We start from the raw sequence: 14,975 nt of genomic DNA, 5'->3' as shown, positions 1-14,975 counted from the left end.
TATCATCCATTCAAAGAACTTTTTTGACTCCTACTGATTCACATCAGGTTCGTCAATCGTGATCAAATTTACTTCTCAGTATCTTCAACCTATATCTCGAAACTATTGTCTTCGAAGTTCATCACCTCTCCAACTTTTTTCGTCTCTCAATCTTTCAACTTCTCCCGAAGTCCTTCCAACTTCGAGCCCGCTTTTCCGTTTTGGGAGTGCAAAGGTAGAAACCTTTTCTCATCCTCCAAATCTTTTCTCAATCTTTTTTTTCTTTTTTCTTTACCGAAAGAATCAAAGAAAAAGAAAACATATACCGGGATCAGCTTGTCAAAATTATCCGCTTTATAGCCCTGCTGGCAAAAGGGCTTCAAATGTAGGAACATAAATCAGATTTTCACTATCTCATGCCAAGAAAAAATTACGAGATATAGTCTCTCTATCCGGAAATAACTGAGAATGAAATTCTTATAACTATAAAAAAATTACTCTTCTTTTTTTGATTTTTTATACAGCGGAACTGTACTGCAAGGCTCACCAAACATCATACTTGATACGAATGGTTTTAAATGATTTGTAGCTTCAATATATACCGACACTGGTACATCAACTTTACTGCATCCTTTCACTACTACCTTGGCATTTTTAAAAGATGACCAATTAATTTTTGACAATTGTTCGTGGAAAAGTATTGTCTCTAAATCTTGCAACGAACCAAAAACAACTTTTTTCGCATGTGGTTGTAAAGCAATCGCTACCAACATATAGGCCCAGGTGGGAACAATAGCATCTGCAGAGCATGTAACAGCAACAAATTTATTAGCGTACTGCTGCCAGTCGTGCGACTTTATAAAATCTCTGAAATCTTTCTCCCTCAAAATCAATTGCTGATACAACTGATCTTTTATATCCAGCACAACACGCTCACCTGGTTGATAATATTCTTCCAGGTTAAAAGTTATGAGTGCACTGTTGGCTACTTTATTTATGATCTGATCTTCCGCTTCCATTGACATTCAAACATCAGAAGTAACTTATTTTGTTCGTAATCATGCCTGTTCTTTATTGACAGGTTTCTTTATTAAAAATTCTTTCAGATAGAACGGCTCAAATGTAGTCAGGTCTTCAAATTCTTTATTGTTATACCTGATGACTGCCTGATATCCCAACTGAACAGCCGATGGAGCTACATCATCCAGAAAATGAGCATTGTTATGTTTTATAACCGTTTTGCATTTCGCTGCGCCATCACCAAAAAAAATCATTTTGTTAGCTTCTAACGATTCCTCAAAACTTTGCTCATCTACAACTTTTGCTTCTATTTTATTCAAATTATTCAGACCTGCATCGAAAAGCTGGCAGTATACTTCCATCCTCCTGGCATCAATCATCGGGCATAAGATCGAATCCGTCCAATTCAATGGTTGCACCTGTGCTGCCATAATCCTTAATGTATCGACAGCAAGCAACGGTATGCCTAGAGCATAGCACAATCCTTTGGCAGTAGAGGTGCCTATTCGCAAACCCGTATATGATCCGGGGCCGGCAGCTACTGCTACAGCAGAAAGACTACTCAAGGAGGTATCCGCCAGTTTAACTACCTGATCTACAAGAACAGCCAGCTTGGATGCATGCGAATGTTCTTTACGGATTTCCATTGTGGCCACCAATTTTTCATGATCGTGTAAAGCCACTGAACAAACTGTGGTGGAAGTTTCCAGACTTAAGATAAGAGCCATTAATGAGGAGAAAGAATTTTTTTATATGCAGCAGCGTCATTCAGAATTTTGCGGGCCTCTAATACTGCTTTATCGCGAGGCAATGATACTTCCGCTTGTCCATCGTTTTGAGTATAGTGAAATGCAATCTGTTCTTCCAGCGCCTGCATTATTTCACTTTTAAATCGTACCATGTCGGTTGCCTTGCTGGCGTCAATTTTATTTTTCAAAGTGTTCAATTGGCTTTCAAGCTCATTGTAATACTTTTCTTTTCGAGCGGTTTCAATCAGTTGTTTTGTATTTCTTTCCAGCGGAGTAGCATAGGTAAATTTATTCTCCTTTATGAAGGATATGAAACGATCGTAATCCTTATCCGACAAATGAAATGATTTCAAATCTGGCGACACGGGATTCTCAGCACAATAACGCGAAGCAAATTCAAATATCAGTCCGGAGCCTATCAATGCTGATGTTATCGTTCCTACAGGCTCATACTCTACATCAACATCTGGATCAAGTCCTCCTCCATCATATACTTTTCGTCCGGCTTTGGTAGAAAATTCCGATTTCAACGAGTCGGCTACACGCTCTACGGTGCCATCATCCTTGCGATGTGTATAGTCGAGCGCCTGAATACACCTACCGCTGGGTATATAATATTTCGCGGTAGTCACCTTTAGTTGCGAATTGTAGGCAAGAGGTCTTGTTGTTTGCACCAATCCTTTGCCAAAAGTTTTCTTACCGATCAAAACAGCACGATCGTAATCCTGCAATGATCCTGCTACAATTTCTGAAGCAGATGCACTTCCTTCACTAACGAGAACCACCATTGGTATATCTGTATCTACCGGACTATTCAACGTTGTATAGGTTTTGTTCCATTCTTCTACTTTACCTTTTGTAGAAACCACTTCTTCTCCCCTTGGAATAAAAAGACTTACCACATTTACTGCTTCATACAGCAAGCCTCCCGGATTTTCGCGAAGATCCAGTATAATTCTGGTAGCGCCTCTTTGTCTCAACTCAATTACTGCTGCAGAGACTTCACTCGCAGCACCGGGCGTAAAATCATCCAGACGAACATACCCTATAGTTGGCTCTACCAAGCCATAGTAGGCAAGATTATCTACATTGATCTTTTCGCGCTTGATCCTGAAGGTAAGATCATCTTTCTGGCCATAGCGTTTCACTTTCACCTCAAGCTCGGTTTTAGGCTGACCTTTGAGCAGTGCGCTTACTTCGGACGTTGGCCTACCCTGAATATTTTTACCATCTACTGCGATGAGTTCATCGCCAACCCTGAGACCTGAACGGTATGCCGGAAAATTTTTATACGGAAATGTTATTACTGTTTTTTTATTAACGATGCCGATCAGTGCTCCTATACCTCCATATTGACCGGTAGTAGAAATACGAAATGATTCAATCTCATCTTCAGGAATATAATCAGTATATGGATCAAGTGATTCGAGCATGCCATCAATACCTTTGCGAATAAGTTTTTGAGGCTCAACTTCGTCCACATAGTATGCATTGATCTCTTTGAAAAGAGTTGCAAAAATATCAAGGCTCTTGGCGATGTCGAAATATTTCTCTGCAGGAGCACGAAAGGCAAACGCAGATATTACACCGAGAGCAAGGATCAATGGCCATTTTAATCTTCTCCACATAAAATTACTTCTGTTTACTGGCTTCGGACACAGTTGAAATGTGTGGGTGATTTGAGAGCGTGGTTGTTAAGTAAATATAACGAGTATTCAGTCAACCTTTCTTATTCTGCTCCCGGAAGTTTGTTGTTATCGTTAACGCTCTTTTAGACTGCTGGCATTTGTTATAAGCTTTTTCAGAGACTGAAGCATTTTGCGTTTCATTTCATCGAAAAGCAAAATCTCTTTATGCGAATAAATAAATCCAATCTGTAGCGATGGAATTTCTGCCAGCGTTTGCTTTTGCAATCTATAGGTCTCGCGCATTCTTCGTTTGATCAGATTGCGATCAACTGCCCGCTTGAAATTTTTCTTCGAGACGGAAATCAACACCTGGTGGTGGGCGATGGCAGGATCAGGATGGGGCATAAAGAACACTTTGAAAGGGAACAAATAAAAAGAGGAACCCTTTTCGAAGAGTTCCTGTATTTGTTTTTCTTTCGTAAGCCGTTCTTCTTTACGGAACGTAAATTTCCCCATGGAGATCAAATAGTTTAATCTCTTTCAGGGAATGAAACTACCCGGAAAGATTATTTATGCTTTAAGGTCTTCTCGTCAGAAACGGTAAGCTTCTTACGGCCTTTTCTTCTGCGGGAAGCTAACACTCTGCGACCATTGGCAGAAGCCATTCTTTCACGGAAGCCGTGCTTATTTTTTCTTTTTCTGCGGGAAGGTTGATATGTACGTTTCATCTCTTTATTCCGTTTACCTTAATTTTTTTAAGGGCTGCAAAGATGGCCAGGATTTCCTGAATTTACAAACGCTGGCTCACGAATTATAGCACCAACCGCTAAAACCCGCCAAATCAACAGGCTTTCACGCGATCTGACATTTATTTTTTATCAATTACTCTTAAGCAATAAGGTCTTCCAACACCTTTTTTGCCTGTACAGGTTCGAGTCTTGGGCCCCATTGCGTTACTACTCGCGAGGAAGCCAGAGACGCCAGTTTGCCGGCTTCAGCATAGCTATGGCCATGCGTGATGGCGTATAAAAATGCTCCGGCAAACATATCACCGGCACCATTGGTATCTACGGCCTGCACTTTATAAGGCTCTATTTGTATAAACGTATCTCCGTCAAATATCAAAGCACCATTGGCTCCTAGTGTAATCACAAATCGCTTGGCAACCTGTTTCAGCTTTTCGCGTGCTTCAGCTATGGAAGATGTACCGGTATAAATCATTGCTTCTTCATCATTACAGAAAAGAAGATCTACGCTGGCACCTACAATTTCCTCCATCTGCTTGGCGAAATATTTAACCATGCTTGGATCCGAAAACGTAAGTGCCACTTCTACTTTATTTTTCTCAGCAATACGTTTGGCTTCCTTCATAGCCTCAAGTCCTTTCGGACTTGCCACCAGGTAGCCTTCCAGGTACACATAAGTAGAATCTTTTATAGCCGCTTCGTCCAGATGTTCGGGCGAGAGAAATGAACTTATACCCAGAAATGTATTCATGGTTCTATGAGCATCCGGAGAAGTCATTACGAGACAACGCCCGGAGTGTCCTTCCGGACATTTCTCATACGTTAAAGAGGTATCGACACCGTTTCTCTTCAGGTCTTCCAAAAAGAATTTACCCAGTGCATCATGAGCAACGAGACAAGAATAAAAACTTTTCCCTCCGAATTGATTAACGGCTACAACTGTATTACCTGCAGATCCACCACCGCTCATTTTACTCTTCTGCATATCAATAACCTTCATCAATTCAAGCTGCCGCTTTTCATCAACGAGGGTCATTACACCTTTTTCGATGCCGTTCTTTTCAAAAAAGTCGTGTTCTACTTCTGTCACTATATCAACGATGGCATTACCGATGCCGAAAACATTATACTTTTTGCTCATGTACAATCCGGATTTTACCGCAAGGATACAGAATAAATAGAATAATTCAGCACCGGAGGGTAGAATACATAGCTATAGATGACGTATCGGTAACTTTTATTTTTTCTGAACATTCATGCTCAGGGTCATTTTATACTTGCGCGCCCTGTCAGGATAATCGGTAATGAAGCCATCTACGCCCATGCCTTTCAGCAGCAGCATCTCTTTTTCTTCATTCACCGTCCAGGGTATAACACGTATCTTCTTCTTATGAAGCTGGGCTACTTTTTCTTTGGTGAGCAATTTATAGTAAGGACTATAGATTGACGGATTGAAGCCCAGGTCATTGAGATTAGCATCGATGGATTTCAAATTCTCTACGAGTGCTGCCAGCCGTATCTCCGGATATTTTTTATGCCAGTATTTGAGCACGCGAAAATCAAATGATTGTATAACTACGCGCTCCATGGGCAGATATTGATTGAGCAGATTATATACTATATCTGAATATTCCTCCACTGGCGGATGAAATTTCTTATCCGTTTCAGGTGAACTCTTGATCTCTATATTATAGTCTACTTCGTATTGCGTAAAACTCTTGATGTGATTCTCTACAGCTTCGATAACATCTTTCAAAAGAGGTTTACTCACGGCAAGCTTTTGTTGCTCCGGGAATTTTTCATTTCCCTTCGAGCCACAATCATAGCGGGCAACATCAGTATAGGTCATCTCATAGATGTTATACTTCTTCTCGTCTTTTTCAGCTATAGGTTTACCCGTGCTATCGAGGCAGATGGCTGCAGACATGAATGGCTCGTGCGATAATACAACCTGCCCGTCTTTCGTAATAACAACATCCATTTCAAGTGTCATTACACCGGAGTCCAGCGCAGTTATAAAAGCTGGAATTGTATTTTCAGGTTTGAGGCCACGCGCTCCTCGATGCCCCTGTACTTCAAACTTCGGCATATAGATCTGGGCTGATGATGAGAATGAAGCAATCGCTATCAAAAGTACTACACTGAATCGTATCATGCCCGAAGATATATCCGCCAATGGCAATGAACAAGTATTGTGAATGAAGACTGTATTAGCAAACGGTTATAAATAGAACATCCACACACAGTGCGCACCAGGTCAAACCTCACCCCTGATAACCTCAACCCGGCCGCGCACTGCATGTGGATGTCTTTCACACGCTGTGTGAATAAATATCTTTAGTGTCCTACATTACTCATATCAACTTTGTTCTTCGCAGGTTTTAGTATGAGTACAAATGGTACGCAGAACAAGAAGAATATACCTATACCCAGGAACACATCCATATAGGTAAGTAACATCGCTTGCTTTGTTACCATAAAATCCATAAGCTGGTTTGCCTGCATGGTTGCATAATCTACACCAGAGCCGCGCGCCAGAAAACTATTCTTGGTATTGGTAAGCCACTGCTGCACGTTAAGACTATAAGGCGAAACGTGATTGACCAGGTCAGCACGATGCTGCACACTTCTGCGACTTATATAGGTACTGATCAGTGCTATACCAAATGAACCTCCGAGCTGACGAACCATCCCTGTAAAGGCTGCCCCCTGACCAATCTCTTTTCCTTTCAGTGATGAAAGTGCCAACGTAGTAGTAGGCACGAACAGGAAGCCTAAGCCCACACCGCGTAACATCAGTATCCAGAAGAAATCTCCTTCACCTGTAAAAGGCGTTATGATTGTATAAGCCCACAAGCTGAATCCGAAGAATACAGAAAACCCTAAAGCAATAAGATGTTTTTGTGATACACCTTTTTGAATAGCTCGCCCTACGATCGGCATCATCAACCCTGTGGCTACTGAACTCGGTACCAACATCAACCCCGCCTGCAATGCTGTCCACCCCAATGAGTTTTGTGTAAAGAGCGGAATCACAAACGTAGAGCCGTATAGCCCAAAGCCCAGTATGAATGAGAGTACGGTACCAATGGCGAGGTTACGATCTTTCAATACACGTAATTCTACAGCCGGATCTTTTGCTACCAGTTCGCGCCAGATAAAGAGATATACTCCCAACAATGCCACTACCGTAAAGGTGATGATCCAGGCATCTTCAAACCAATCGTGCTCCTGTCCTTTCTCCAATACAAACTGCAGTGAACCAACCGCCATGACCAAAAACCCTATACCCCACCAATCAACATCTGCGAGTGATTTTTTACCACCGTAGTTCGGACTCTTCACATACGATAATGTGAGGAGAGTTGCTATAACACCGATGGGTATATTAATATAGAATATATAGGGCCATGAAAAGTTATCTACTATATAACCGCCCAATGGAGGGCCTAGTGTAGGACCAACAATAACTCCCATACCATATAGTGCCTGTGCCATGCCGCGCTTTTCCGGAGGATATACTTCTGTGATAATGGTTTGTGATGTTACCAGCAATGCACCGCCACCAAGACCTTGTATAAAGCGGAAGAACACAAGCTCCCATATATTGGTAGCGTTACCACACAAGAAAGACGAAACAGTAAAGATGACGATGGATACAGCAAAGTAATTTCTTCTTCCAAACTGCTGCGATAACCAACTGGTGAGTGGTACGATAATTACGTTGGCAATAGCGTACGCAGTAATCACCCAGCTCACATCATTCAAAGTAGCGCCCAGGTTTCCCTTCATTTCGTTGAGCGCCACATTTACGATAGTCGTATCAATGATCTCCAGCAAGGCACACATTACCGCTGTAATGGTAATGATCACCCGGTTGAAGCCATACTCGACCAATGATTCCTGCTGAAGCATGTATATTAATCTAAGTGTACGTCTACAATCACATTCATACCGGCACGCAACAGACCAGCCTTCTCAGTAGAGTCTGTCAGTATAATTTTTACCGGTACACGCTGCACTACTTTCACAAAGTTACCAGAGGCATTATCGGCTGGTAAGAGTGCGAACTTCGCTCCGGTTGCCGGAGATATAGATTCGATTTTACCTTTGAATGATTCATTTGGATAAGCATCTACTTCGATCTCTACTTCCTGGCCGGGTTTCATTTTCTCCAACTGTGTTTCCTTGAAATTGGCAATGACCCATTTTTGTTTTTCCGTTACCAATGCGAAGAGTGACTGACCAATCTGCACGAGTTGTCCGGGCTGCACATTCTTGCGAGAGATTACACCTGCCGTGGGTGCAGTTATATAGGCATACGACAATTGAAGCTTGGCAAACTCCAGATCTGCCTGACGTTCTTTTACTACTGTTTCTGCTAACGATATATTTCTATCGCTTACAGTACTTTGTGCCTTACGTGCAGAGGTTTCGCGGAAGCTTGCTTCACGTTGACGTTTTGCGACTTCCAATTGCTTCAACGCAGCATCACGTTCTGCTTCGGCCTGTTCGTATTGTTGTTGTGTAATAGAATTTGTTTTGATCAACTCCTCGTAACGTTTAAAATCCTGCTCCGCTCTGCGTACTCTTACCTGTGCAATCTCTACGTTACCTTCCGATGCCTGAAGACTGGACTTTGAACTCAACACATTTTCCTGTGATGTAGTCAAGCCCGCTCTTACGGCTGCCAGACTTGCCTTTGCATTATCCAATGCAGCTTCAGCCTGTAATACTTTCAATGCCAGATCACGATCATCTAATACAACCAGTGTATCACCTTCTTTTACTACTGTGTTATCATCTACATACAAACGCTCTACATAACCCGATACTTTTGGTATGATTGGGCTGATGTCTCCTTCCACCTGCGCATCATCAGTTTCTTCATGATGCTGGCCATGTATATATTTCGTAATTCCGAAGGCGGCTCCGACTACTACCAGCGCGCCTAACACAATAGCGAATCTTTTATTTTTGTTACTCTTGGTTTCCATACGGTTTGAAAGTGCTTTTTATTGAAGGGTTCCGATTGATTTCTGAAGTTCGTAGTAAGCGATCATGCTCTCTGCGCGTGTAGTGGCATAGTTGATACGTGCCTGAAGTAATGTTACATCTGCTTCGAGATAATCGGAGAGAATGAGAAGACCTTGTTTATACTTGTTCTGTGATATCTGATAATTTTCTTCCGCCTGCTCAATGGCTTTTTCGGTAATAGCCAGTTTATCGAGCGACTTCTGGCAATTCAGATATTTCTGACGAATGTCTACGCGCACCTGGTCGTTTACTGCCTGGCGTGATGCTTCGGCCTGCTCCACTTTTGCGCGTGCTTCCTGCATGCTATGCGATGCATGGATCGCTCCGGTTATACTATATTTTAAAGATACACCGGCATTCAATGCGTTGGTGATGTTCACTACGTTTGGTATAAATGCATTCACATATCCGGCAGAGAGTGCTACTGTCGGGAGACGATTTGCCTTGGATATTTTATACCCGGCTTCACCCGCTTTTACCTGCACATCTACTGACTTCAATTCATTACGATTGGTTAAACCGGCTTGCAGGTATTCTTCCCAGGTAGTAAGCCCGGCAAGATTAAACATACCTGTTGTATCCAACTCTATAGTTGTCTGATCAGGCAATCCTAATAATACAATAAGATTATACTCGGCTAATTGCAGATCGTGATTTACATCTGTTAAAGCAAGCTCTACATTGCTGGCCTGAAGCTCTGCCTTTAACCGGTCGTTACGGGCCAGTAATTTTTGTGCTTCCTGATTTTTAAATTCTGTTACACGTTGCTGTTCCTGCTTCAGGTTTTCTTCAACCGTTCTTTTGGTTTCCAGCAACTCATAATATTGATATATAGCTGTCGCTGTCGTTACTGTTACTTCACTCTTGGTAGTTTGTGCATCATACCGGGCAGCCTGCTCCAGGTATTCGTTCATGATCTTGGTGTTCTTATTGCGAAAGCCGTTGAACACCGGCCACGATGCTGTAGCCTGCACCAATGCTATATCATGCATGTTAGATAGTGCAGCCAATGGTGAATCAGAACTTCCGCTATTATTACCGGACGACTGATTAGCAAAGCTGATATTCGGTGTATTAATGTGCAGGTATGTTCCGCTCACACCCACTTCCGGTATCAGCTTGTCGTTAGCCTGCGCTACTTTTGCCTGCGCTTCCTTGATCCTGGCATTGGATACCACCAGTTGTTTACTGTTGGCAACACCCAGATCGATCGCTTCCTTTATCGTGAGCTTCTTAACCGATTGTGCCTGTATATACGAAACGGTAAGCAGCGCGATGATGAGAGTACTTAATCTTCTGTACATGGATAGATTTATATATATATTCTTATTTCACTAAATAACCTGTGAGTAAATCAAAGAGATATTTTTTAACACGCTTCTTAAAAGCATCATCATCCTCCCCTGCACGTGTCCAACGCTTTTTGAAAATGGCATGTGTTACCTGATACAGTACACCAAACAAAGTTGCCATCGCGAGATCTATATCTATATCTTTCTTGAAAACCTTCTTGCGCTGCCCTTCTTCGAGCAGCTTGCGAAGTTCTGCACTGTTCCTGTTCAATATCTTATTGATACCCTCTACCAACTCCGGACGCTGTGTAGTTGACATCTCCCGATGTATCAGCTGATGATACCGGCAATTGTTAAAGATCTTCTCTACATAGAGCTCAATTACCTGGTTAAGCTTTTCTTCCGATGTTGCCTCCGATTGATTTATATCATGCAACTTCATGCGGGTTGCATCAACGGATTGCTCCATTACTGCCAGCAGCAGATTCTCTTTAGAACCGAAGTGATAGTTGATAAGAGCAACATTTACTTCGGCTTTTGTGGCTATTTCGCGAACACTTGTGAGGTCAAAGCCCTTCTCTTCGAAAAGTCCTCGTGCCGCAGAAAGTATCTTATCGCTTGTCATAGTGCCTACTAACGGGCACAAAGTTAAACAGTTGTTTAATTTTTAAACATTTGTTTAAAAATTATTTTTTAATCCTTCCGGCAAAGGAAGCAAACGGTTGAATCATACTGCACCTCTCGCCTGGAAAGATTAAAATCGTGCCTGCCGATGATGATAGCCTTGCTATTCATCCCCTTTCATGGTCAACCATTCATGTTCGAAGTTCGATGTTCGTGGGAAAGAAACATGTAGTATAAGATGATTTCGCTAAGCATACGTCACACTACAGAAGCAGATATTCTTTACTGATTTCTATACCTCACTCCTTTAATCATAAACATTAAACCCTGAATAAAGAGGAGCCCGTAAAAAAAGAAAATCACCCGCTCAACAAGCCGGTGATTTCACAAGCGACAACAACCAGGGTTCTATCGCATAATACGGATCATACCACCGCGCGGGCGCATGCCCATGGGGTTCAGTTGTTTGTTAAGTGCATAGATGAAACTAACCATATAGTATCGGCCCAGCGAATTGGAAACCTGCCGCTGGAAGTAATTTACATCGGCTGTTTGCGATACTCCTATATTCTTATTAAGCAGGTTGTTTACCGAGAGGCGAATTTCACCGCTCTTTGCCTTTAACAGGAAACGTGAGAATGAAAGATTCACCAGCGGTATAGATTGCTTATAGTCGCTTGTTTTACTTTCATATACCAGATACTCCAGTGAGGAAGTAAACTGATAATTTTTAAGAAACGACACATTCGCTTCTGCCGTGAAGGTTTTGTTAAAGTATAGCTGATTCGCTGCCTTGTTAAATTCATAGTCGGTTGACTGGCGACTGATATTCGCACCCAGGCTTGCATCAAAGATCTCCTTATACCGGTAGTCGTAGCGAAGTCTTCCACCATACGTATTCTGTGCTATATTACTCTCCTCACCTTCCACCACGTTTACACCGTTCTGGCGCGTAGCACTTGCCGATATACTGAACCGGCTTCCTATAGTCTGTATCGGGAAACTGAAAGTAGCATCGCTATTGATGCGGGTATTGTTCGATACGTTTACCGGTTTTGAAATACGTACCTGCTGATCGGTATAACTCTGCGCTGTAGTAATAGCGTTCTTGGTATAGGTTGCATCTACAAAAGCAAAGAAGCTGATAAATTTGCCGGGCTCGAACGTCATAAAATTAAAACGGGCGTTGTGCGCATAGGCCGGCCGTAATTCAGGGTTACCTACATACCAGTTAAGCTGATCGCTGTTATCAACTACAGGTTGTAACTGTTGTATAGTAGGCTCCTGCACAGAAGTCTCATAATCCAAACGTATATGTTTGGTTGTCGAGAAATCGTAGTTGAAATGTGCGGCTGGTAAAAAGTTCTGATATGATTTTTTGATTTTTTGATCAAGTAGAATCAAGTCACCATCCAGGTATGTTTGCTGCATACTCGTTCCGGCAGTAAAACTATAGTTAGAACGATTCACACGAAAGTTGATACCAGCACGATGATATTGATAATCGCTTTTATACTCGTTACTCAATGAATTATTAAATACATAATCTTCATTTTGGATATCATACACCTTCTTGGATACATCGTTCAGATTTCTGCGAAAAGTATAATTAGCTTCAAGATACTTTCGATTACCCAAGGGTTCTGTATACGACAGTGTTCCGCTATAGCTGGTGGTGTTGGTTCGCTGTGTGTTACTTTGTAATATCTGCATTGTTCCCGCATCACCGGTATAATAGGTATTGGTAGCATCCTGCGTTCCATCACGATCGGTATTGGCTGAACTGATCAGCGCATTGACGGAAAGCGTTCTGCCCTTCCTGGCAAAGCGATGACGCCACAACAGGTTACTGTTTACATTTACCGTGCTCCCTTGCGCATACGTTTTGCTTTCACTTTCATTTAGCGTAGAGCCATCGGCATCAAAATTTTTACTCTGACTTTTAGTGTCCGACTCAGTATCATTATACGTTACTGTATTCGTCCACTTCAATGAATTCATGGAGTCAAGCTTATGTTCCAGCGTTGTACTTACCCGGTGATTCTGGTTGGTATTCAACTGCCTGCTTTGCGAATTGAATCGCAGATCACCACTAGCCAGGTAGTTGGTCCGCTCGGTAGTAGAGGCAATATCATGATCCAGGTAATTATAGAAGTAACTCGCATTAAGCTCCGTCTTCTTGTTAAACTCATTATTGAAATTTACACCACCGGCATAGTTGGTCATGAGACCACTGTTACGACCACCAAAATTTAGCGGCACACTATTCTGATTATCAGAGCTCACCGTAAACTGCACCTGGCGTCCACTGGCCAGTTGTTGTGCGCCACCGGTAAAGCTCATATAGTCATCCATCGCAAATCCCTGCTCGTTAATATTATTACCCATCCCGAGAAATGATAGTTGTTGTCCTTTTCTGAAGCGATTGAGATTTGCTTTGGCTGAGAAACGATCTTGTGTTCCGGCTCCGCCCTGTACATTTCCAAATATACCGTTGCGTTTTTCTTCTTTCAATTCAAGATTGATCGTCTTCTCCCGTTGGCCATCATCTATACCGGAGAATACAGCCTGATCGGATTTCTTATCGAAGACCTGCACTTTGTTTATAGCATCGGCCGGTAAATTTCTGGTAGCCAGCTTAGGATCATTGCCAAAAAAAGTCTTTCCGTCTACTGTTACGCGCTGCACTTCTTCACCCTGCGAGCGAATCGTTCCATCGTTATCTACTTCCACGCCCGGTAATTTTTTCAGCAGCTCTTCTACATTTGCATTCTGATTGGTTTTGAAAGCTTTCGCGTTATACTCTATCGTATCGCGTTTAACGGTTACCGGTATTTTCTCTGATTCAATTACTACTTCATCCAGTTTGGTTTGGGCAAGCCTCATTTTGATCGCTCCCAGATCCAGTATATCTCCGGCCGGAGCTGTTACAGAAGCAGAATATGTTCTATAGCCTATATAAGTAATTTTCAACATATAGTCTGCTTTCGCTACGTTCTTTATCTCGAACTGACCTGTAGAAGTAGTGGCTCCGAAATTTACGAGCGATGAATCTTTGGGACTAAGCAGAATAACCGTAGCACCCTGCAGCGGATTAGATGTTGAATCAGAAACCTGTCCTTTCAACGTAAATTTCTGAGCGTACGAAAGCTGCGCAACAAACAGCGCAAGGAATAAAAGTTTTTTCATAGCAGATTAAGGTCGTGGGTATTGGGAGAAGTTAATGCTATATATACTATATCTTAATTCCGGATAATAATGGTTCCATCGCGCCCCATGCGCTGCATCTGCTCCTGCATCATTTTGCGAAATTCTTTTTCGGTAATCTTTGTGCCACCGGAAGGAATTTTCAACTCTCCTTTTTTCAGCGCACGTGCTTCCAGTTTTTGAAGCGTAATAATGCGCTCTCCATCATTGATATCAACTTGTATTACAGCACCCGGCAGTGTGTTAAAATTCTCAGGCCCTATAAACGGGCGAAGCGCTGTAGTATACCATGCCACTATGTTTTGCTTGCGTTCTTCGTTATAGTAACTCGCCTGACGGCATTCATAACCTTTAATGGTTTTTACTTCGGCACCAAATTTCCACGGAGTAATTTTTATCGAATCCTCTATCAGGTATTTCTTTCCCATAAATTCCTGTAACATGATGCGCCTGGAAGAAGCCTGATCGAAATAAAATTCAGCATTCGGTCTGCGAAAGCGCATCCGCACACCCCCACCTTCATCAGCAAATTCGTCATCCTCTTCTTCTATGGGTTTATAGAGCGATTCGTTTGTGTTAAAGACGAGTTGATCTTGATGGATATTATATTCCGGAATCGTCTCCTTCATCTGTTCGCGGTCAGGCGGAAGTCTTCGGTGCATATTTACCTTTACTTCGTATGTAATAATACCT

General features: G+C 42.3%; 13 protein-coding genes. All 13 read right to left on the bottom strand.

Annotation, left to right across the window (positions count from 1 at the left end):
• Window positions 1–473: 473 nt before the first annotated feature.
• On the bottom strand, window positions 474–998 hold the full coding sequence (locus tag VIN08_RS23870) for a DUF2480 family protein (RefSeq protein ID WP_331970838.1): 525 nt from the start codon (window positions 996–998) through the stop codon (window positions 474–476).
• 39 nt (window positions 999–1,037) lie between these two features.
• On the bottom strand, window positions 1,038–1,727 hold the full coding sequence (gene tsaB / locus VIN08_RS23865; protein WP_331970836.1) for a tRNA (adenosine(37)-N6)-threonylcarbamoyltransferase complex dimerization subunit type 1 TsaB: 690 nt from the start codon (window positions 1,725–1,727) through the stop codon (window positions 1,038–1,040).
• Window positions 1,727–3,376, bottom strand: a complete 1,650-nt coding sequence (locus tag VIN08_RS23860; protein ID WP_331970834.1) for a S41 family peptidase — start codon at window positions 3,374–3,376, stop codon at window positions 1,727–1,729. Before VIN08_RS23860 ends, tsaB begins: the two co-directional genes overlap by 1 nt.
• Window positions 3,377–3,508: 132 nt before the next feature.
• Window positions 3,509–3,892 (bottom strand): ribonuclease P protein component, encoded by a 384-nt coding sequence (gene rnpA, locus VIN08_RS23855; RefSeq protein ID WP_331970832.1) that lies wholly within the window; start codon window positions 3,890–3,892, stop codon window positions 3,509–3,511.
• 50 nt (window positions 3,893–3,942) lie between these two features.
• Window positions 3,943–4,104, bottom strand: a complete 162-nt coding sequence (rpmH, locus tag VIN08_RS23850) for a 50S ribosomal protein L34 (protein ID WP_079687198.1) — start codon at window positions 4,102–4,104, stop codon at window positions 3,943–3,945.
• 160 nt (window positions 4,105–4,264) lie between these two features.
• A complete protein-coding gene (locus VIN08_RS23845) occupies window positions 4,265–5,263 on the bottom strand; it encodes an adenosine kinase (protein WP_331970829.1) in 999 nt (332 codons plus the stop codon).
• 96 nt (window positions 5,264–5,359) lie between these two features.
• A complete protein-coding gene (locus tag VIN08_RS23840) occupies window positions 5,360–6,277 on the bottom strand; it encodes a glycerophosphodiester phosphodiesterase (protein ID WP_331970827.1) in 918 nt (305 codons plus the stop codon).
• A gap of 182 nt (window positions 6,278–6,459) precedes the next feature.
• Window positions 6,460–8,037, bottom strand: a complete 1,578-nt coding sequence (locus VIN08_RS23835; RefSeq protein ID WP_331970825.1) for a DHA2 family efflux MFS transporter permease subunit — start codon at window positions 8,035–8,037, stop codon at window positions 6,460–6,462.
• Between the two features lie 5 nt (window positions 8,038–8,042).
• Window positions 8,043–9,119 (bottom strand): HlyD family secretion protein, encoded by a 1,077-nt coding sequence (locus tag VIN08_RS23830; RefSeq protein ID WP_331970823.1) that lies wholly within the window; start codon window positions 9,117–9,119, stop codon window positions 8,043–8,045.
• Window positions 9,120–9,137: 18 nt separating this feature from the next.
• Complete coding sequence (locus VIN08_RS23825; RefSeq protein WP_331970821.1) at window positions 9,138–10,463, bottom strand: TolC family protein; 1,326 nt, start codon at window positions 10,461–10,463, stop codon at window positions 9,138–9,140.
• A gap of 22 nt (window positions 10,464–10,485) precedes the next feature.
• Complete coding sequence (locus tag VIN08_RS23820; protein ID WP_331970819.1) at window positions 10,486–11,076, bottom strand: TetR family transcriptional regulator; 591 nt, start codon at window positions 11,074–11,076, stop codon at window positions 10,486–10,488.
• A 407-nt stretch (window positions 11,077–11,483) separates the two neighbouring features.
• Window positions 11,484–14,264 carry an outer membrane beta-barrel family protein gene (locus tag VIN08_RS23815; RefSeq protein WP_331970817.1) on the bottom strand — a complete coding sequence of 927 codons (2,781 nt, stop codon included), beginning with the start codon at window positions 14,262–14,264 and terminating at the stop codon, window positions 11,484–11,486.
• Between the two features lie 53 nt (window positions 14,265–14,317).
• The coding region (locus VIN08_RS23810; protein WP_331970815.1) for a GLPGLI family protein at window positions 14,318–14,975 on the bottom strand (658 nt) is incomplete at its 5' end.

This window comes from Ohtaekwangia sp. (genome assembly GCF_036568665.1).
Taxonomy (GTDB): domain Bacteria; phylum Bacteroidota; class Bacteroidia; order Cytophagales; family Cyclobacteriaceae; genus Ohtaekwangia.
This window is presented reverse-complemented; position numbering and strand designations above follow the sequence as displayed.

Coding starts and splice junctions, on each gene's coding strand:
- VIN08_RS23870 (WP_331970838.1), bottom strand. CDS start 998: ATGGAAGCGGAAGATCAGATCATAAATAAAGTAGCCAACAGTGCACTC.
- tsaB (WP_331970836.1), bottom strand. CDS start 1,727: ATGGCTCTTATCTTAAGTCTGGAAACTTCCACCACAGTTTGTTCAGTG.
- VIN08_RS23860 (WP_331970834.1), bottom strand. CDS start 3,376: ATGTGGAGAAGATTAAAATGGCCATTGATCCTTGCTCTCGGTGTAATA.
- rnpA (WP_331970832.1), bottom strand. CDS start 3,892: ATGGGGAAATTTACGTTCCGTAAAGAAGAACGGCTTACGAAAGAAAAA.
- rpmH (WP_079687198.1), bottom strand. CDS start 4,104: ATGAAACGTACATATCAACCTTCCCGCAGAAAAAGAAAAAATAAGCAC.
- VIN08_RS23845 (WP_331970829.1), bottom strand. CDS start 5,263: ATGAGCAAAAAGTATAATGTTTTCGGCATCGGTAATGCCATCGTTGAT.
- VIN08_RS23840 (WP_331970827.1), bottom strand. CDS start 6,277: ATGATACGATTCAGTGTAGTACTTTTGATAGCGATTGCTTCATTCTCA.
- VIN08_RS23835 (WP_331970825.1), bottom strand. CDS start 8,037: ATGCTTCAGCAGGAATCATTGGTCGAGTATGGCTTCAACCGGGTGATC.
- VIN08_RS23830 (WP_331970823.1), bottom strand. CDS start 9,119: ATGGAAACCAAGAGTAACAAAAATAAAAGATTCGCTATTGTGTTAGGC.
- VIN08_RS23825 (WP_331970821.1), bottom strand. CDS start 10,463: ATGTACAGAAGATTAAGTACTCTCATCATCGCGCTGCTTACCGTTTCG.
- VIN08_RS23820 (WP_331970819.1), bottom strand. CDS start 11,076: ATGACAAGCGATAAGATACTTTCTGCGGCACGAGGACTTTTCGAAGAG.
- VIN08_RS23815 (WP_331970817.1), bottom strand. CDS start 14,264: ATGAAAAAACTTTTATTCCTTGCGCTGTTTGTTGCGCAGCTTTCGTAC.